The following is a 19,022-nucleotide window of genomic DNA, read 5'->3' as shown; positions in this document are numbered from 1 at the left end:
CAGTCCGCTCTACATAAAGGAGAAGTTTTCATGCGCAAGATCGAAAAAGTCGTGCTGGCCTATTCCGGCGGTCTCGACACCTCCGCCATCCTCAAGTGGATCAAGAAGACCTATGAGTGCGAGGTCGTCACCATGACCGCCGACCTGGGTCAGGGCGAGGAACTCGACGGCCTGGAGGACAAGGCCCTCAATACCGGCGCCACCAAAGCCTACGTGGTGGACCTGCAGGAGGAGTTCGTCGCCGACTACGTCTTCCCCATGTTCCGGGCCAACGCCGTCTACGAGGGCGGCTATCTCCTCGGCACGTCCATCGCGCGGCCCCTCATCGCCAAGAAGATGGTCGAGATCGCCCTGGCCGAAGGGGCCCAGGCCGTGGCCCACGGTGCCACGGGCAAGGGCAACGACCAGGTCCGCTTCGAGCTGTCCACCCTGGCCCTGGCCCCCCACCTGAAGACCATCGCCCCCTGGCGCGAGTGGGATCTCAATTCCCGCACGCAGCTTCTGGAATTCTGCAAGGAAAACGGCATCCCGGTGCCCGTGACCAAGGAGAAGCCGTATTCCTGCGACCGCAACCTCCTGCACCTGAGTTTCGAGGGTGGTGAACTGGAAGACCCGTGGTCCGAACCCGGCCCGGGCACCTACCTCATGAGCGTCGACCCCGAGCAGGCGCCCGACAAGGCCGAGGTCATCACGCTTGATTTCGAGAAGGGCAACCCCGTGGCCCTGAACGGCCAGACCCTGTCCCCGGCCAAGATGCTCGCCGCCCTGAACGAGCTGGGCGGACGCCACGGCATCGGCCGCCTGGATATGGTCGAGAACCGCTTCGTGGGCATGAAGTCCCGCGGCGTGTACGAGACCCCGGGCGGGGCCATCCTGCAGCGTGCCCACCGCGACCTGGAGGGCGTGTGCATGGACCGCGAGCTGCTGCACCTGCGCGACACCCTCATCCCGCGCTACGCCGAAATGGTTTACAACGGCTACTGGTTCGCGCCCGAGCGCGAGGCCCTGCAGGCCTTCATGGACAAGGCCCAGGAAACGGTCACCGGCACGGTGCGCCTCAAGCTCTACAAGGGCGGCGTGTACCCTCTTGGCCGCAAGTCCCCGTACTCACTCTACAACCCGGAGCTGGCCACCTTCGAGAAGGACGAGGTCTACAACCAGGCCGACGCGGCCGGCTTCATCAAGCTGCACGGCCTGCGCCTGCAGGCCCGCCAGCCGTTCCTGAACAAGATCAAGGGCTAGGCCATGAGCACGGCATCCAAGGAAAAGAAATTGTGGGGCGGCCGGTTCAGCGGGGACACCGCCCCCCTGGTCGAGCGCTACACGTGCTCCGTGGGCTTCGATTCGCGGCTGTGCGCCCAGGACATCGACGGCTCCAAGGCCCACGCTTCCATGCTGGCGGAGCAGGGCATCATCACCCCGTCCGACTGCGAGGCCATCCATCAGGGCCTTGAGCAGATCCGGGCCGAGATAAAGGCCGGGACCTTCGTCTGGCGGCAGGACCTCGAAGACGTGCACATGAACATCGAGCACCGCCTGACGGAGCTCGTCGGCACGCCGGGTCAGAAACTGCACACCGGGCGCTCACGCAACGACCAGGTTGCGCTCGATTTCCGGCTTTTCGTGGCCGCCTGCCTGGACGAATGGGCCGATAACCTGAAGGCGCTGGTCGACACCCTCGTCCAGCGGGCCAAAGAGCACCAGGGCGTTCTGCTGCCCGGCTGCACCCATTTCCAGCCGGCCCAGCCCGTCAGCCTGGCCCAGCACCTGCTGGCCTATGCCCAGATGTTCCGCCGCGACCACGACCGCGTCCGCGACGCACTGAAGCGCGTGCGAGTCTCCCCTCTTGGGGCCGCGGCCCTGGCCGGCACCACGCATCCCCTCGACCCGGCGCAGGTGGCCGAGACCCTGGGGCTTGGGGGCACCTTCGCCAACAGCATGGACGCCGTCTCGGACCGCGACTTCGTGCTGGAGGCCGTCTTCTGCGGGAGCCTCGTCATGATGCACCTCTCGCGGCTGTGCGAGGAGATCATCATCTGGGCCAACCCGCAGTTCGGCTTCGTGCGCCTGCCCGACGCCTACTCCACGGGCTCGTCCATCATGCCCCAGAAGAAGAACCCCGACGTGGCCGAACTCATGCGCGGCAAGACGGGCCGCGTCTACGGCGACCTCGTGGGCCTGCTGACCCTCATGAAGGGCCTGCCTCTGGCCTACAACCGCGACATGCAGGAGGACAAGGAACCCTTCCTCGACACCCACGACACGGTGTCGCCGTCCCTGGCCATCATGGCCGGCATGCTTTCGGAACTGGGCTTCAACGCAGAGCGCATGCGCCGGGCTCTCAAGGCCGGCTTCCTTAACGCCACGGAACTGGCCGACTACCTGGCGGCCAAGGGCGTGCCCTTCCGCCAGGCCCACCACATCACCGGCGCGGCCGTGGCCTTCGCCGAGGAACGCGGGATCGGTCTTGAGGACATGAACATCGAGGATCTGCGGCGTTTCTCGGCCGACATCGGCGAGGACGTCTTCACCGTGCTCGACTACGATAATGCCGTCGCCCGCCGGCACGTTCCCGGAGGCACCGGACCCGATTCTGTCGGCGCGCAGATTTCCGAACTCGCGTCCTGGCTGTCGGAGAAAGTCTAGCGCCGTCGTTTTTTGACGGACAGCACACGAACGCGCCTACTGCCTCGCGCGTCGTACCGAAAGCCCCCGCCGCATCGTCGACGGGGGCTTTTTCGTACCCGTGGTTCGGCTGCCATCGTTCGTCGCATACTCATTTATAAGTAGTTATGTGTTCTGATCAGCGTGTAATCAATTAGCCATTTGTAACTGAAAATACGTTTTGTTTCGAGTATCATCCACCTCCTCCTTTCCAATAAACAAGAAGTCATCGAGCAGGAACCATAAGGGAGGATCGTAACATGAAGCTGAATTTTTCAACGGGCGGCAAGTCCGGCAGGGTAGGGGCGGGGATATGCGGCCGTACGCCTGCTTGCGAAGTCGGGATGGTAGCGGCGATGCGTCGCCATGACGGTGCGGGCAACGCCGACGCGTGGTGTATGACAGGGGCGGGTGGGACAGCGCCAGACACACGTCATCCTTGCGCGCCCGGATTTTCGGTGCACGAATATTTCTGCCGCGATCCTAGACTGTTATTGACGTCATACAGTAATGTACGTACACGCATTAAAATTTATCGGAAACGGACTGACCGTGCCGGTTTGATGCGAGGAGGTGGGATGAAGGCTCAGATCGTTCGCAAGGTGTGCCATGTCGTCTTCTTGGCGTGCATGTTGTGTCCTGTGCCGGCCTTGGCGGAGAATTCGTATGTAGGCACGGCGGCCTGCAAGGATTGTCACGAGGAACAGTACGACAACTTCACGAAATACGCCAAAAAAGCCCATTCGGACAAGTCCATCAAGATCATGGCGTCGGATTTGACGGAAACGGAGTTGGCCCAGTGTTACGGCTGCCATACTACTGGCTACGGCAAGCCCGGCGGGTTCGTCAGCTACGAGAAGACGCCGCATGTTGCGGACGCAGGGTGCGAAGTGTGCCACGGCCCCGGCCGGGACCATGTCGAGAGCGGAGGCGATACGGAGCTCATCAAGGGCAAGCTGACCATGGAAGACTGCCAGGGTTGCCACAACGAGAGCCGCGTCAAGGCCTTCAACTTCAAGCCCCTGCTGTACGGCGGGGCCCACTAGGAGGCCGCCATGAACATATTCAGCAGATCCCTGGGCGCCAAGATCCTCGGCATCACCTTTGCGGTGCTCATCCTGACTTTTGGCTCGCTGTTCACGGCAACCTTTTTCATGCAGCGGGCCAGCACCCTGCATGAGGTCGAGGTCAACGCCGCCCGCATTTCGGAGATGCTCTCCATGGCCATCCGTGAACCCATGGCCATCGGCGACAACGCCGGCACCACAGGCAAGTTTGCGGAAGTGGGGCAGCGCTATGAAGACATCGAAATCCACCTGACCAATTTCAAGGGCAACGTAACCTACTCCACCTCGGACCAGTTCCTGCGCAAGGAGGTCACGGACTTCGTCAAGAGCGCGGAACTGACCACCATGCTCGAAGACTGCCTGCGCAAGGACTGCATGAGCCAGTCCATCACCGAGATCGACGGCAAACCCGCCTTCCTTGAAATCAAGTCCATCCCCAACGAAGAGTCCTGCCATCATTGTCACGGGTCGAACCAGCCGGTGCTCGGGGTCATGGTCATGACCCAGGACATTTCGCCCCAGATGAACGCGATGCTGAGCAACCAGTCCAAGGTCGGCGGCATCATGGCCGCGGGCCTGGTCGTGCTCCTCGGCAGCCTGTCCTTTTTCCTCCGGCGGGCCGTCCTGGTGCCCATCCGTGACGTGGCCGAGGCCACGGAAAAGATCAGCAATGGGGATCTGACCGTGCACGTGGATACCAGAAGCCGGGACCAGATCGGCCAGTTGGCCCAGAGCGTCAACTCCATGACGGATCATATGCGGTCCATGATGCAGGAGATCATCTCCGGCGTGGGCACCCTGGCCGTGGCTTCGGGTCAGCTCAAATCGGTTTCCGAGACGGTGGCCGACGTGGCCGCGGACAACCAGACCCGTTCCGACGCCGTGGCCGCCGCGTCCGAGGAGATGAGCACGAACATGCGCTCCGTGGCCGCGGCCACCGAACAGGCGTCGGTCAACATCTCGACCGTGGCCGCCGCTTCCGAAGAAATGAGCGCGACCATCGACGAGATTTCGCGCAGCACCGCCAGGGCCAAGGAGATCACCGCGGTGGCCGTGAGCACGGCCGAAGCGACGTCGGCCGACGTCGACCACCTGGGCGCCATGGCCCGCGAGATCCACTCCGTGACCCAGACCATCACGGCCATCTCGTCCCAGACCAACCTCCTGGCCCTGAACGCGACCATTGAGGCCGCCAGGGCGGGCGAAGCCGGACGCGGGTTTGCCGTCGTGGCCAACGAGATCAAGGAACTGGCCAACCAGACCGCTTCGGCCACGGACGAGATCCGGGGCAAGATCAGCGGCATCCAGGGCGCCACCGACCAGACCGTGACGCGCATCAACGAGATCACCAAGGTCATCACCGACATCGACGCCATCGTCACGACCATCGCCGCGGCCGTGGAGGAGCAGTCCGTCACGACCCGCGACATCGCCCAGAACATCGGGCAGGCCTCCCAGGGCCTCGACGAGGTCAACCACAACGTGAGCCAGACGTCGGGCGTGGCCGGCGAGATAACCAGCCAGATCGCCGAAGTGAGTTCGTCCGCCACCGACATGACCCGCAACGGCGTCACGGTGCGGGAGCATGCCGAGGAGTTGCGCGCGCTTTCCGAACAGCTTAAAGGGCTCGTGGACATGTTCCGCATCCGGTAGTCCCCACGAATCCAAGCGAGGAAATATTATGAAGAAAGCCATCATGACGGTCCTGTGCATCCTGGCCTTTGTCTGTCAGGGCCATGCCGCCACGTACTCCATTTCCGTGAATCAGTTCGTCGAACATCCATCCCTGGACGCCGTGCTCAAGGGCTTCCAGGACAGTCTGAAGGCCCAGGGCGTCAACGCGACGTACTCGGTGCACAACGCCCAGGCCAACATGGCCACGGCCAACCAGATCGCGGCCCAGATCGCCGGCGAGAAGCCGGACCTGGTTCTGGCCGTCGCCACTCCCTCGGCCCAGGCCTGCGCCGTGGCGACCAAGAAATCGCCCGTCCTGGCCGTGGCGCCGCTGCTCTTCACGGCCATCACGGACCCGGTCGGCGCGGGGCTGGTGGATGATCTCCAGAAGCCGGGCAAGAACATCACGGGCGTGTCGGACATGCTGCCCGTGGACAAGCACATGGCCATGATCCTGCGGTTTTTCCCGAACCTCAAGAAGCTCGGGGTGATCTACAACGCTGGCGAGGCCAATTCCAAGACCACCGTGGCTATGGTCCAGACCGAAGGTGCCAAGGCCGGCTTCGAGGTCGTCGGAGCCTCCGTGGCCAAGACCAGCGACGTCTACCAGGCAGCCAAGTCCCTGGTCGGCAAGGTCGACGCCATCTACCTGCCCACGGACAACACCGTCATCTCGGCCCTGGAATCCGTGATCAAGGTCTGTGAGCAGGAAAAGCTGCCCGTCTTCTCTGCCGACGTCGATTCCGTGCAGCGCGGCACCGTCGCAGCCCTGGCCTTCGACTACTACCAGCACGGCTATCAGACGGGCCTCATGGCCAAGCGCCTGCTGGTGGACAAGGCCGACCCCGGCACCACGTGCGTCGAGACCCAGCAGGAACTCGTTCTGCACCTCAACCAGAAGGCCGCTGCGAAGATGGGCGTGAAGGTGCCCGAGGACGTGCTGAAGGATGCCGACAAGATTTACAAATAACCGCGGAACGACGTGTTCTGAAAAGAGGCGGCTTGGCCGCCTCTTTTGTTATGGTCCGCCTTGCGGGATGGCGGGGACATGACGGCGGCCTACCGTGCGGCGCGCATCCTGACCATGGACCCCGGGTGCCCCGAGATTGTCGATGGCTGCATCCTGGTCGACGGCGGTCGCATCGTCGCTGTCGTCCCCTGGAAGGAGGCGTCGGGGCCGTGCCGTGATCTGGGCGACGTGACGCTGGTGCCCGGGCTGATCAACGCGCACGCCCATCTGGAGCTGTCCCATCTGGCGGGCAGGTTTTCCGTCGGCATGGGGTTCGAAGCCTGGGCGGACGGGCTGTTCGCGGCCCTGCGCGACCAACGCGTGTCACGGGCCGATGTGGCGGGCGCAGTGGCCGCGGCCCGGAACTCCGGAACCTGCTTCGTGGCGGACGTTGTCGGCCGGGAGGCGGTGATGGTCCGCGGCGTCCTGGAGGCCGAAGGAATGGGCGGCCATCTTTTTCGCGAAGTGTCCGGCCGTCGCGGTCTGCCCGATTTCACCTCTGCCGACTGGCCCGGCCCTTGGAGCCCGTCGGTGCACGCCCTCTATTCAACGGCCCCGGACCTGGCCCGGGAAGCCAAGGGCTGGTGCGTCTCGCGCGACCTGCCCTTCAGCCTGCACCTGGCCGAGGCGCCGGGGGAGAATGAACTGTTCCTGGGGCGTGGAGGAGCGTTTGCCGAATTTGTGCGCGCCCGCCACATCCTGCCCAAAGGCTTCGTCTCGCCCGGGATGAGCGCCGTTGCGTACGCGTCCGAGCTTGGCCTGCTGGATGGCAGGACGCTGGCCGTGCACTGCGTCCACATCGACGCGGACGACATCGGCATCCTGGCGCGAAGCGGGGCGGGAGTCTGCCTGTGCCCGCGCAGCAACAGCCGGATCGGCGTGGGCGAGGCTTCTGTCGCGGCCCTGCGAGCCGCCGGAGTGCCCGTGTGCCTGGGTACGGATTCCCTCGCCTCCAACACCGATCTGGACCTGTGGGAGGAACTGCGCGCCGTGAAGACCGTGCTGTCTTCGAGCACGCCGCTGGTCGAACTCCTGGCCATGGTGACCCTCAATCCCGCGGAGATCCTCGGCATCGACGGAGAGTACGGCAGCCTCCAGGCCGGCCGGCGCGCGGCCTGGGCCATTCTCCCGCAGGATTTTGCCGCATAGCACCCCGCAATCGACGGACGCGCTCCACGGATGAGGAACGTACAAACTGCGCGGAGCGGTTGGCTATCGCATAAGGTCGGTTTCTGGAGAGGTGCGAGACGGGCGGAGCGGGCTGACAATGCGTAGGGGTGGCGGAAGCGTATAGGAGTCGAACCTACCGAAGACCTCTCGACCTTCCACCGGTTTTGAAGACCGGGCGCCACACCGGTGACGATACGCTTCCCCCTTGGGAGGCACGTATCTATCAATGCCCCGCACAATGATCAAGGTTTTCGGGCGACCTTTCAAAAAAGGCGTATTTCTACGAAAATTTGCTTGTCATTCCTGAAACTGAACTTAACAATCACATCTCGTTCAGCTAAGCATGAACCCACTATGACGACAAAGACGGCCGGTGGCGAGGGACCTGTGACGACCCGGCTTATGGAGGTTTTCTCATTTGAACAGTTTTTCCAAGAATCTGGTCCTCTGGGCCGCGATCTGCATGGTCATGATTGTCCTGTTCAACCTGTTCAATCAGCCGCCCGTGCCGCCCAATGATCTCAACTACACGGAATTTCTGACCAAGGTCCGCCAGGGCGAGGTCACCAGCGTCAAGATTCAAGGTTCGCGAATCACCGGCGTGCTGGTCAACGACCAGCGCTTCAGCTCCTATTCGCCCAACGATCCGACCCTGGTCGACACGCTGGTCAAGAACAACGTGCAGGTCAAGGCCGAGCCCGAGGAGGACGCACCCTGGTACATGACGGTGCTCATCTCCTGGTTTCCCATGCTCCTTCTGATTGGCGTGTGGATCTTCTTCATGCGCCAGATGCAGGGGGGGGGAGGCAAGGCCATGTCCTTCGGCCGCTCCAGGGCCAAAATGGTCACCCAGGAGGAGACCAAGGTCACCTTCGCCGACGTGGCCGGCGTGGACGAGGCCAAGGAGGAACTGCAGGAGATCGTCGACTTCCTGAGCAACCCCAAGAAGTTCACGCGTCTGGGCGGACGCATCCCCAAGGGCGTGCTGCTGGTCGGAGGTCCCGGCACGGGCAAGACCCTGCTGGCCCGGGCCGTGGCCGGCGAGGCCGGGGTGCCCTTCTTCTCCATCTCCGGCTCCGACTTCGTGGAGATGTTTGTGGGCGTGGGCGCGGCCCGCGTGCGCGACCTCTTCATCCAGGGCAAGAAGAACGCTCCCTGTCTGATCTTCATCGACGAGATCGACGCCGTGGGCCGTCAGCGCGGCGCGGGTCTGGGCGGCGGCCATGACGAGCGCGAGCAGACCTTGAATGCCATGCTCGTCGAGATGGACGGCTTCGAGTCCAACGAGGGCGTCATCCTCATCGCCGCCACCAACCGTCCCGACGTCCTCGACCCGGCGCTGCTGCGTCCGGGCCGCTTCGACCGTCAGGTCGTGGTCCCCAACCCCGACCTCAAGGGCCGCAAGCGCATCCTTGAAGTGCACACGAGAAAGACCCCCCTGTCGCCAGAGGTGGACCTCGACGTCCTGGCCCGCGGCACGCCCGGCTTCTCCGGCGCGGACCTCGAGAATCTGGTCAACGAGGCGGCCCTGCACGCCGCCAAGCTGAGCCAGGACAAGGTCACCATGCTCGACTTCGAGGAGGCCAAGGACAAGGTCATGATGGGCAAGGAGCGACGCTCCATGATCCTGAGCGACGAGGAGAAGAAGACCACGGCCTACCACGAGGCCGGGCACACCTTGGTGGCCAAGTTCCTGCCGGGCACGGACCCCATCCACAAGGTGTCCATCATCCCCCGCGGCCGCGCCTTGGGCGTGACCATGCAACTGCCCGTGGATGACCGCCACACCTACTCCAAGACCTATCTCCAGAACAACCTGGCCGTGCTCTTCGGCGGCCGGGCGGCCGAGGAACTCGTCTTCAACTCCATCACCACGGGTGCGGGCAACGACATCGAACGCGCCACGGCCATGGCCAAGCGCATGGTCTGCGAATGGGGCATGAGCGAGGAGTTCGGCCCCATGGCTCTGGGCAAGAAGGACGACGAGGTCTTCCTGGGCCGTGACATGGCCCACATCAAGGACTACAGCGACGAGACCGCCAAACTCATCGACCTCGAGGTCAAGCGCATCCTGGGCGACGCCTACAACCGCGCCAAGACCATCCTGCAGGACAACATCGAACTCCTGCACGCCCTGTCCCTGTCCCTCATCGAACGCGAGACCCTCACGGGAGAGGAGGTGGCCAAGATCATCCAGGGAGAACCCCTGGCCCCGCAGGGCAACGGCGGCCGGAACGCGGCCGGTGCTGCGGCCGCTGCTTCGTCCGCGGAAGCGGGCGAGGAGGGCTTCGCCCTGGACGAGGGGGACGCGGGCGACAAGGCGGGCGAGTAGCGCATGTCCCGGGAGAGAGCAGAGAACGTCTCCTGGGATGTGCTCAGGGGCAGGACCCTCGGTCCTGCCCCCTTTTTTGTCGTCGGAATCCTGAACGCCACACCGGACTCGTTCTACGACGGCGGCAGCGCCTTCGGGACCGGGGCGCTGGTGGACAAGGCGCTGCATCTTCTTGACCAGGGCGCGGACATTCTGGATATTGGCGGCGAGAGCACCAGGCCCTTCGCTGAAGTGGTCCCGGCGGACGTCGAACTGCAGCGCGTCCTGCCGGTGGTCGAGGGGGTGCTCCGGGCACACCCGGACGCTGTCCTGTCCGTCGACACGACCAAGGCCCGCGTGGCCAGGGCCTGCCTGGAAGCCGGTGCCGTCATCGTCAACGACGTTTCGGCCATGGGCGCGGACCCGGGGCTCATGGACGTGGTGGCCGACCTGAGGCCCGGCTATGTGCTCATGCACAGCCAGGGCGCTCCGGGGACCATGCAGGTTGCGCCGAAATACGACGATGTCGTGGACGAAGTCAGAGCTTTTTTCGCCGCACGTCTTGATTTTTTGGTCAGGGCCGGCCTGCCCGAAGGGAACGTGGTTCTGGACCCCGGCATCGGGTTCGGCAAGACCCTGGAGCACAATCTGGAGATCCTGCGGAATATCGAGCGGTTTTTCGAGTTCGGGCGCCCGGTGTACATGGGCCTTTCCAACAAGTCGCTGTGGAAGGGCCTGCTGGGGCGCGACGGCAGGGATCGCAACGCCCCGACCCTGGCGGCCACGGTGGCGCTCTACGGTCGGGGGGTGCGCATCCACCGCGTGCATGAGGTGCGTGAGGCGCGCGACGGCCTGATGGTCGCGCGGGCATTGGCGGGAGAAGGGGAGGTCGGGTGCTGAGCTACACCATCGGCAATTTGCAAGTCACCTGGAAGGACATCCTGGACGTCCTGCTGGTGGGCTACATCTTTTTCCGGATCATCCTGCTGATCAAGGGCACCCGCGCCGTTTCCGTCATCTACGGCCTGCTGCTCATCGTCATCGCCTACTTCGCGGCCGGGGAATTCGGCCTGTACACGCTCAACTGGCTGCTGGGCAATTTTCTGGGCTCCATCTTCCTTGTGGTCATCATCCTGTTCCGCCGGGACATCCGCAAGGCCCTGGCCGTCATGGGCGCGACCACGATCTTCAAGAAGGACACCGTGCAGTCGGCGGTCCTCGACGACCTCATACTGGCCCTGGTGCAGATGGCCAAGAGCAAGACCGGGGCGCTCATCGTCATCGAGCGCAACATCCCCCTTGGAGACGTGGTCTCGGGCGGCATCGAGCTGCACGCCGCCTTCAGCAAGGACCTGCTCCTGACTATCTTTCATCAGGACACGCCCCTGCACGACGGAGCGGTCATCATCCGCGACAACCGCATCGAGGCCGCGGCGTGCATCCTGCCCCTGGCAGTGGGCCTCAAGCACGAGGCAGCGCTGGGCACGCGGCATCGCGCGGCCATCGGCGTGACCGAGGAGACCGACTCCGTGGCCCTCATCGTGTCCGAGGAGCGGGGCAGCATATCCCTGGCCGTGGGCGGGCGGATCACAAGCAGCCTCAATGAGGTCCGCCTGAAGAAAGTTCTTGCCGCTGCGTTGAGGAAATAATGTGGAATAACTGGCAATACAGAGCGCTGGCCCTGCTTCTGGCATTGGCGTGCTGGTACGTGGTCTCGGGGCAGGAGAAGGTCGAGACGTGGCTCGAGGTGCCGCTCGAATTCGTGAATCTCCCCCAACAGATGGAGATCACCTCCGGGCTGGTCAGCAAGCTGCAGGTGCGCATTCGGGGCACGAGCAACCAGGTCCGGTCCCTGAACACGGGCCGGCTGGCCTACAAGCTCGATCTGGCCAAAGTTCAGGTCGGGCCCAACGTCATTCCGCTCGTGCCCGAGAGCATGGCCATCACTTCGGCGGTGGAGGTCGTGGAGATCAACCCGACGCGCCTGGAACTCGTGGCCGACGTCATGGTTTCCAAGAGCGTGCCGGTCCACCTTGACTGGGAAGGGCTGCCCGGCGAAGATACGCAGTTCAAGAACGCCACCGTGGTGCCGGATCAGGTCACGGTGACCGGGTTTGCCAGCGCCTTGGAGAAGGTGGACAGAATCCCCACGGTGCGCGTGCAGGTCCCCGAGGACGGCAGCCTGACGGCGTCGGGCCGGGCCCGCCTGCTGCTTCCCCCGGATGTGCGCACGTCGGTGTCCTCGGTCAGCTATGACGTGCACTTCGGGCACATCAAGCAGGAAATCTGGATCAAGGTGAACCTGGAAGCCGTGGAGTACCCGGCCTTCACGTACGTCATGGAACCCAAGTTCGTGCGGGTCAGGCTGCTCGTGCCGGTGCGGCTCCTCAAGGACAAGGATTGGCGGGAGCAGCTGCGCATGGTGGTGGACCCCGGGGGAAATCCGGCCCTCGGGCAGAGCGTCGTCAAGCCCGAACGCCTTTTTCCGGACGGGGTGGAACTGCTGGAGTCCAAGCCCGAGGAAGTGGAAATCATCGTGCAGCGCAACGAGTCGCTGACCCCATAAGAGGAGAGCGGATGGGCAGGCTTTTTGGAACGGACGGAATCAGGGGGCGCGTCAACAGCCACCCCATGCAGCCGGAACTCGTGCTGCGTCTCGGATTGGCCGCGGGCCAGTATTTCCGCAACGGCAGCAGGCGGCACAGGGTCGTCATCGGCAAGGACACACGCCTTTCGGGGTACGTCTTCGAATCTGCCCTGACTTCGGGCTTCTGCGCCGCCGGCATGGACGTCTTCCTGGTCGGTCCCATGCCGACCCCGGCCATCAGCTTTCTGACGCGCAGCATGCGCGCCGACTTGGGCGTGGTCATCTCCGCCTCCCACAACCCGTACATGGACAACGGCATCAAGTTCTTCGACAAGGACGGCTTCAAGCTGGCCGACGAGGCGGAGAACGAGATCGCGGCCATGGTCACGGACCCGGCCTTCGCCTGGGACTACCCGGCGTACGATCAGGTCGGCCGGGCCAGGAAGATTCAGGACAGCCCGGGGCGCTACATCGTCGAGCTCAAGCACAGCTTTCCGGCGGGCATGACCCTGGACGGCCTGACCATCGTCCTCGACTGCGCCCACGGGGCCGCGTACCGCGTCGCGCCGCTCATCTTCGAGGAGCTCGGCGCCAAGGTCGTGACCCTCGGCGTTGAGCCCGACGGCCTGAACATCAACAGGGGCTGCGGTTCCCTGCACCCCGAGGGGCTCGCGGCCAAGATCCGGGAGCACAGGGCCGACATCGGTCTGGCCCTGGACGGGGACGCCGATCGGCTCATCGTGGTCGACGAGCACGGCACCGTGCTCGACGGGGATCAGATCATGGCCGTGTGCGCGGACGAGATGCTGTCCCGCGGGACCCTCGCCGGCAACACCCTGGTCGCCACGGTCATGAGCAACATGGCCCTGGAGGTCTTCATGCAGGAACGCGGCGGCCGGCTGTTGCGGACCAGGGTCGGCGACCGGTATGTCGTTGAGGAGATGCGCAAGGGCGGGTACCTTCTCGGCGGGGAACAGTCCGGCCACCTGGTCTTCATGGAGCATTCGACCACGGGCGACGGGACCTTGGCGGCGCTGCAGCTGCTGCGCATCATGGTCGCCAGACAGCGTTCCATCTCCGAGATTGCCGGGCTGTTGACGCCTTTCCCCCAGAAGCTCGTCAACGTGAAGGTCAAGCGGAAAGTCCCCTTCGCCGACGTGCCCTCCATCCAGGCGGCGGTGAAGAACGCGGAGGAGCGTCTGGGCAGGACGGGCCGCGTTCTGCTGCGCTATTCCGGGACCGAGTCCCTGGCCCGCATCATGGTCGAAGCCCAGGATGAATGTCTGGTCAACGACCTGTGCGATGATCTGACCCAGGCCGTGGAGACGGGTCTGGACTGAAATAGAATTTTTGAGGAGCGGGGGAAGCCCGCCCTCGTCGGGTTTAAACAAGGAGCGATCCATGCAGGTACGTAAAGTTGTCATTCCGGTGGCAGGGTGGGGAACCAGATCACTTCCGGCGACCAAGAATGTGCCCAAGGAAATTCTGCCGGTGTTCCGGAAACCCTCCATCCAATATATCGTGGAGGAGGCCATCGCCTCGGGCCTGTCGGACGTGGTGTTCGTAAACAACCAGAATAAGCGCATCATCGAGGACCATTTCGACTATAACCTCGCCCTGGAGCAGTTGCTGGAACGCAAGGGGCAGACGGATCTCCTGGCCGAGGTGCGCAAGGTGGCCATGATGGCCAACATCATCGTCGTGCGCCAGAAAGAGCAACTGGGCCTGGGCCATGCGGTGCTCTGCGCGAAGGAGGTCGTCAAGGACGAGCCCTTCGCCGTCATGGTCGGCGATGACCTCATGTTCAACCGCGACCCCGGCATCAACCAGCTCCTCGAAGTCTGGAAGAACGAGCGCATGCCCGTGGTCGGCGTCATGGAAGTGCCGCGCGACCGCGTCAGCAAGTACGGCATCATCGACGCCGAGGAGTTTGCGCCCGGGTTGTATCGCATCCGCGGCGTGAAGGAGAAGCCCGACATGGAAAGCGCGCCGTCGCGGCTGGCCCTGGTGGGCCGTTACGTGCTGACGCCCGAGGTCTTCAAGCATCTCGAAGGCTTGAAGCCCGACCACACCGGCGAGATCCAGCTGACCGACGCCCTGCAGTCCATGGCGCGGGAGAATCGCCTTCTGGCCGTGAAGCTGCGCGGACAGCGCTTCGACGTGGGCGACTGGGTGGACTACCTGACCGCCAACATCTACTTCGCCCTGCAGGACGAGGATCTGCGCTACGACCTCATCGCCCGCCTGCGCGAACTGATCCCGCCTTCCCGCTAGACGCCATCCCGATCCTCACGGGGGAACGGTCCTGTCCGTTCCCCCTCTCTTTTTCGTGGAGCCCATGAGTCAGTACTGTTCCGTCCTCCTCCTCTGCGCCCCGTACAGCGCCCTGACGTATTCCCTGCCCGCGTCCCTGCCGCGGGAGATGTGGAGGGAGGGCGTGCGCGTGATCGTCCCCTTGGGGCGGTCGCTGCGGGTTGGGGTGATCGTGGGGACGGACGTGCCCGCACCCGAAGGGTGCGCGTGCCGCGACGTGGTCTGGCCCGTGGACCTGCAGCCTTTTTTCTCCCCAGCCTACCTCGATTTCATCCGCGACCTTTCCGTGCGCCAGATGGACGCGCCGGGACGGATCCTGGCCCGCGTGCTGCCGTCGGCGCTGCGCGAGGTCCCGTCCTTCAGGGGCCGCGACGGCCGGATCGTCCCCTTGGGCGAACTGGACGGGAGCGGGGACCGCGCCGGGCTGGCCGTGGCTTGGCTGGATGGCGGATTCTCGCCCGTCGTGGCCCAGCGCCGGACAGAGCGGCTCTACTCCCTGACGTCGGAGCCGCCTTGGGCCGTCCGCCCGCAGGCCACGGCCCAGCTCGACGTCCTGCGCTACCTGGACGTGCACGGCGTGTCGTCTTCCAAGGCCCTGGCCGGGCATTTCGGCAAAAGCGTCGCGCAGGTGCTGGGCACGCTGGCGCGCAAGGGGCTGGTCCGGGAAGTCGAGTCCGCGTTTGAAACCGCTGACGTCTGTGCGTCGGGCCCGGTGCGGCTGACCCTTACGCCCGAACAGGAACGGGCCGTGGGCGGGTTCTGGGAGCTCCTTCAGGCCGACGCGGCCGAATCGGCGCTGCTTTTCGGCGTGACGGGCAGCGGCAAGACGGCCGTGTACATGGAACTTGCCAGGCGGGCCCTGTGCGCTGGCCGGCATGTCATGCTCCTGGCCCCGGAAGTGGCCATCGCCCTGAAACTGTACGAGGATGTGCGTTCAGCCCTGCCCGAGGCGCCGGTGCGGCTGTTTCACGGCTACCTGGCCGCCGGGGAGCGGCTGCGGACGTTTGCGGAGCTGGCCGGCAGGACGGAGCCCTGCATCGTCGTCGGCACCAGGTCGAGCCTCTTTCTGCCGCTGGAGCCCGGGCTGGTCATCCTCGACGAGGAGCACGACGCCTCCTTCAAGCAGGACGAAGGGCTGGTCTACCAGGCCAGGGAGCTGGCCTTCGGCCGCATCTCCCGCAGCGGGGGGCTTCTGCTCATGGGATCGGCCACGCCGGACGTGAAGGTCTTTCATGCGGCCCGCAGCGGCGGCATCGCGGTGGAATCGCTTTCAAACCGCATCGGCGAGTCGCGGTTGCCCGAGGTCACGCTGGTGGACCTGCGCTCCGAACCTCCAGAACACGGGCCCTTCGCCACATCCGTGCGTGACGCCCTGGTGGCGACGATCCAGGCCGGGGAGCAGGCGATCATCCTGCACAACAGGCGCGGCTACGCGCCCGTCCTTTACTGCGAGTCGTGCGACACGCCTCTCAAGTGCCCGCATTGCCAGGTCTCCCTGACGCTGCACAAGCGACGCGAACTGCTGCTGTGCCACTATTGCGGCTACACGCTGCTCTTTCCCCTGTCCTGCCCGTCGTGCAAAGGCCACGAGTTTCTGCCCCTGGGGGCCGGGACCGAGCGCCTTGAGGAGTTCCTGCGCGACGAGCTGCCCCAGGACACGCGCATCCTGCGTCTGGACCGCGACACGGCCCGGCGGGCGGGCTCCATGCAGGACACGCTGTCGGCCTTCGCCAGGCAGGAGGCGCAGGTCCTGGTCGGCACGCAGATGCTGAGCAAGGGGCACCACTTTCCGAACGTGACCCTGGTGGTGGTCGTGGACGGCGACCTGGGCTTGAATCTTCCGGATTACAGGGCTACGGAACGGTCGTTCCAGATGCTCGTGCAGGTCGCGGGCAGGGCCGGCCGCGGGGACAAGCCCGGCCGGGTGCTGATCCAGACCAGGAACCCCGGGCACTACTGCTGGCAGTATATCCGCGACAACGATTACGAAGGTTTTTTCGACAGGGAGATCGCCCTGCGCCGGGCCATGGGCTATCCGCCCTTCGTCAAGCTGGCCCTGGTGCGCATCTCCCTGCCAACGGACCAGCCCGAGGGCGAACTGCTGGCGAGCTTCGGGGGGCGTATCCGCGCCTTGGGGGCTGCGTCCGGGGTGAGGGTTCTAGGGCCGGCGCCTGCGCCGCTGGCCGTGCTGCGCGGGCGAAAGCGCTTCCAGTGCCTGCTCAAGGCCGACAGCTGGCCGGCCATCAGGGGCGTGTGCGCCGAGATGCGCAAGACGCTGCGTACGGAAAAAAATGTCCGCATGTCCGTGGATCTCGATCCCGTGGACATGCTCTAGCCGTTTCATACCCGAGGGGAAAAATGAAGAATATCAGAGTGGCCGATGTCCTTTTGTCCGAGTCTGAAGTGCCGTCGCTGGTGGTCCAGGGCTGGGTGCGGACCAAGCGCGAGAGCAAGGAGTTCGTCTTCCTTGAGATCAATGACGGCTCGTGCCTGAAGAACCTGCAGGCCATCGTCGATGCCGGGGCCAAGGGGTTCGGACTGATGGAGAAGGTCGGGACGGGCGCGGCGGTCCGCCTGGAGGGAGCGTTGGTGGAATCTCCTGGGCAAGGTCAGAAGTGGGAGCTCAAGGCCCACAGCCTGGAAATTCTGGGCGAGACGGACCCGAGCTACCCGCTCCAGAAGAAGCGGCACACCGACGAGTATCTGCGTACCATCGCCCATCTGCGTCCCCGCACCAACAAGTTCGGCGCCCTGAACCGCATCAGGGCCGAGCTGTCCTACGGCGTGCACCGCTTCTTCCACGAGCAGGGATTCTTTCATGTGCACGCGCCCATCATCACGGGGTCGGACTGCGAGGGCGCCGGCGAGATGTTCCAGGTCACGACCCTGAATCTGAGCGATGTGCCCAAGAAGGGTGGCAAGGCGGACTTCGACCAGGATTTCTTCGGCAAGGAGGCGTCCCTGACCGTGTCCGGGCAGCTTGCGGCCGAGAACCTGGCCTGCGCCCTGGGCCGGGTCTACACCTTCGGGCCGACCTTCCGCGCCGAGAATTCCAACACGCCCAAGCACGCCGCCGAGTTCTGGATGATCGAGCCGGAGATGGCCTTCGCGGACCTGAGCGACAATATGGATCTGGGCGAGTCCTGCATCAAGTGGCTCATCACCTATCTCCTAGACAACTGCCGCGACGACCTGGACCTCTTCGCCAACTTCGTGGACAAGACGCTTCTGGCCACCCTGGACAACATCCTGGCCAAGCCGTTCGTGCGCCTGCCTTACGAAGAGGCCGTCGGGATTCTCAAGAAAGCGCCCAGGAATTTCGAGTTCCCGGTGGATTTTGGGACCGACCTGCAGACCGAGCATGAACGCTACCTGACGGAGGAGCACTTCAAGCAGCCCGTCATCGTGTTCGACTACCCCAAGGAGATCAAGGCGTTCTACATGCGCCTCAATGACGACGGACGGACCGTGGGTGCCATGGACGTGCTGGTGCCGCGCATCGGCGAACTCATCGGCGGCAGCGCCAGGGAGGAGCGCCTCGACGTCCTTGAGCGCCGCATCGATGAACTGGGCCTGCCCAAGGAAGAATACTGGTGGTATCTGGATCTGCGCCGTTTCGGCACGGTGCCGCACGCCGGTTTCGGCATGGGCTTCGAGCGCCTTCTCATGCTGGTCACGGGCATCGCCAACATCCGCGATGTCATTCCCTTTCCGCGCACGCCGAGGCACCTGGAGTTTTGATTCGCTCTAACATGCCGAACTTGAATGACAAAAAGAAATTTTATGTTTCTTGTTGACATTCGGGTGCCGCGCACATAGAAGCCTCTTTCTGCGCTGCTGAACCGCAGCGCGGAAAGATGAGCGCTTGGCCATGATGCAAACGAGTCTGAAAGGCCAAGTTGAAAAAAGAAGAAAAAAGCGCTTGACGGTGAGTGGGTGAGTCGATAGAGACGATTTCCTCTTGCCGGTTGGGCAAGGATCTTTGACAAATAAATAGCGAGTTGGAGCATATAGAACGCTAGATAAGGTTTTATGAGCAACAAGGTTGCTCTACTAGTATACGTAACTGGAGAGTTTGATTCTGGCTCAGAATGAACGCTGGCGGCGTGCCTAACACATGCAAGTCGTACGAGAAAGGGGCTTCGGCCCTGAGTAGAGTGGCGCACGGGTGAGTAACGCGTGGGTAATCTGCCCTTGGATTTGGAATAACTCCGCGAAAGTGGAGCT

14 protein-coding genes, 1 tRNA gene and 1 rRNA gene are annotated in these 19,022 nt (G+C 64.0%); 15 read left to right on the top strand and 1 reads right to left on the bottom strand.

Annotation, left to right across the window (positions count from 1 at the left end; genetic code table 11):
* The first annotated feature begins 30 nt into the window (after positions 1–30).
* From G394_RS0112400 to G394_RS19100, 6 genes are all read left to right on the top strand, one after another.
* Positions 31–1,242 carry an argininosuccinate synthase gene (locus tag G394_RS0112400; RefSeq protein ID WP_028577919.1) on the top strand — a complete coding sequence of 404 codons (1,212 nt, stop codon included), beginning with the start codon at positions 31–33 and terminating at the stop codon, positions 1,240–1,242.
* Between the two features lie 3 nt (positions 1,243–1,245).
* Positions 1,246–2,646 (top strand): argininosuccinate lyase, encoded by a 1,401-nt coding sequence (gene argH / locus G394_RS0112395; RefSeq protein WP_028577918.1) that lies wholly within the window; start codon positions 1,246–1,248, stop codon positions 2,644–2,646.
* Between the two features lie 596 nt (positions 2,647–3,242).
* Positions 3,243–3,710 (top strand): cytochrome c family protein, encoded by a 468-nt coding sequence (locus tag G394_RS0112390; protein WP_028577917.1) that lies wholly within the window; start codon positions 3,243–3,245, stop codon positions 3,708–3,710.
* A 9-nt stretch (positions 3,711–3,719) separates the two neighbouring features.
* Positions 3,720–5,384 (top strand): methyl-accepting chemotaxis protein, encoded by a 1,665-nt coding sequence (locus G394_RS19105; RefSeq protein ID WP_051307166.1) that lies wholly within the window; start codon positions 3,720–3,722, stop codon positions 5,382–5,384.
* Positions 5,385–5,412: 28 nt separating this feature from the next.
* Positions 5,413–6,375 (top strand): ABC transporter substrate-binding protein, encoded by a 963-nt coding sequence (locus tag G394_RS0112380; protein WP_028577916.1) that lies wholly within the window; start codon positions 5,413–5,415, stop codon positions 6,373–6,375.
* A 78-nt stretch (positions 6,376–6,453) separates the two neighbouring features.
* The gene (locus tag G394_RS19100; RefSeq protein ID WP_043775807.1) at positions 6,454–7,563 is read left to right on the top strand and encodes an amidohydrolase family protein; all 1,110 of its coding nucleotides are present in this window, start codon (positions 6,454–6,456) and stop codon (positions 7,561–7,563) included.
* Between the two features lie 129 nt (positions 7,564–7,692).
* Here G394_RS19100 and G394_RS0112355 read toward each other — a convergent pair.
* A tRNA-Sec gene (locus G394_RS0112355) sits at positions 7,693–7,786 on the bottom strand.
* Between the two features lie 216 nt (positions 7,787–8,002).
* Here G394_RS0112355 and ftsH point away from each other — a divergent pair.
* The 9 genes from ftsH to G394_RS0112310 all read left to right on the top strand — a co-directional run.
* Positions 8,003–9,916 carry an ATP-dependent zinc metalloprotease FtsH gene (gene ftsH / locus G394_RS0112350; protein WP_028577913.1) on the top strand — a complete coding sequence of 638 codons (1,914 nt, stop codon included), beginning with the start codon at positions 8,003–8,005 and terminating at the stop codon, positions 9,914–9,916.
* 3 nt (positions 9,917–9,919) lie between these two features.
* Positions 9,920–10,795 (top strand): dihydropteroate synthase, encoded by an 876-nt coding sequence (folP, locus tag G394_RS0112345; RefSeq protein ID WP_028577912.1) that lies wholly within the window; start codon positions 9,920–9,922, stop codon positions 10,793–10,795.
* The gene (cdaA, locus tag G394_RS0112340; protein WP_028577911.1) at positions 10,789–11,544 is read left to right on the top strand and encodes a diadenylate cyclase CdaA; all 756 of its coding nucleotides are present in this window, start codon (positions 10,789–10,791) and stop codon (positions 11,542–11,544) included. Before folP ends, cdaA begins: the two co-directional genes overlap by 7 nt.
* Positions 11,544–12,461, top strand: coding sequence for a CdaR family protein (locus G394_RS0112335; RefSeq protein WP_028577910.1), 918 nt, complete (start codon positions 11,544–11,546; stop codon positions 12,459–12,461). Before cdaA ends, G394_RS0112335 begins: the two co-directional genes overlap by 1 nt.
* Before the next feature lie 11 nt (positions 12,462–12,472).
* Complete coding sequence (gene glmM, locus G394_RS0112330) at positions 12,473–13,822, top strand: phosphoglucosamine mutase (RefSeq protein ID WP_028577909.1); 1,350 nt, start codon at positions 12,473–12,475, stop codon at positions 13,820–13,822.
* A gap of 61 nt (positions 13,823–13,883) precedes the next feature.
* Positions 13,884–14,756, top strand: a complete 873-nt coding sequence (gene galU, locus G394_RS0112325; RefSeq protein ID WP_028577908.1) for a UTP--glucose-1-phosphate uridylyltransferase GalU — start codon at positions 13,884–13,886, stop codon at positions 14,754–14,756.
* A gap of 64 nt (positions 14,757–14,820) precedes the next feature.
* The gene (gene priA, locus G394_RS0112320; protein ID WP_028577907.1) at positions 14,821–17,130 is read left to right on the top strand and encodes a replication restart helicase PriA; all 2,310 of its coding nucleotides are present in this window, start codon (positions 14,821–14,823) and stop codon (positions 17,128–17,130) included.
* 23 nt (positions 17,131–17,153) lie between these two features.
* Entirely contained in the window at positions 17,154–18,536 is a 1,383-nt protein-coding gene (gene asnS, locus G394_RS0112315; RefSeq protein WP_028577906.1) for an asparagine--tRNA ligase, read from the top strand.
* 322 nt (positions 18,537–18,858) lie between these two features.
* Positions 18,859–19,022, top strand: a 16S ribosomal RNA gene (locus G394_RS0112310); the annotation flags it as partial.

This window comes from Desulfomicrobium escambiense DSM 10707 (assembly GCF_000428825.1).
Taxonomy (GTDB): domain Bacteria; phylum Desulfobacterota; class Desulfovibrionia; order Desulfovibrionales; family Desulfomicrobiaceae; genus Desulfomicrobium; species Desulfomicrobium escambiense.
This window is presented reverse-complemented; position numbering and strand designations above follow the sequence as displayed.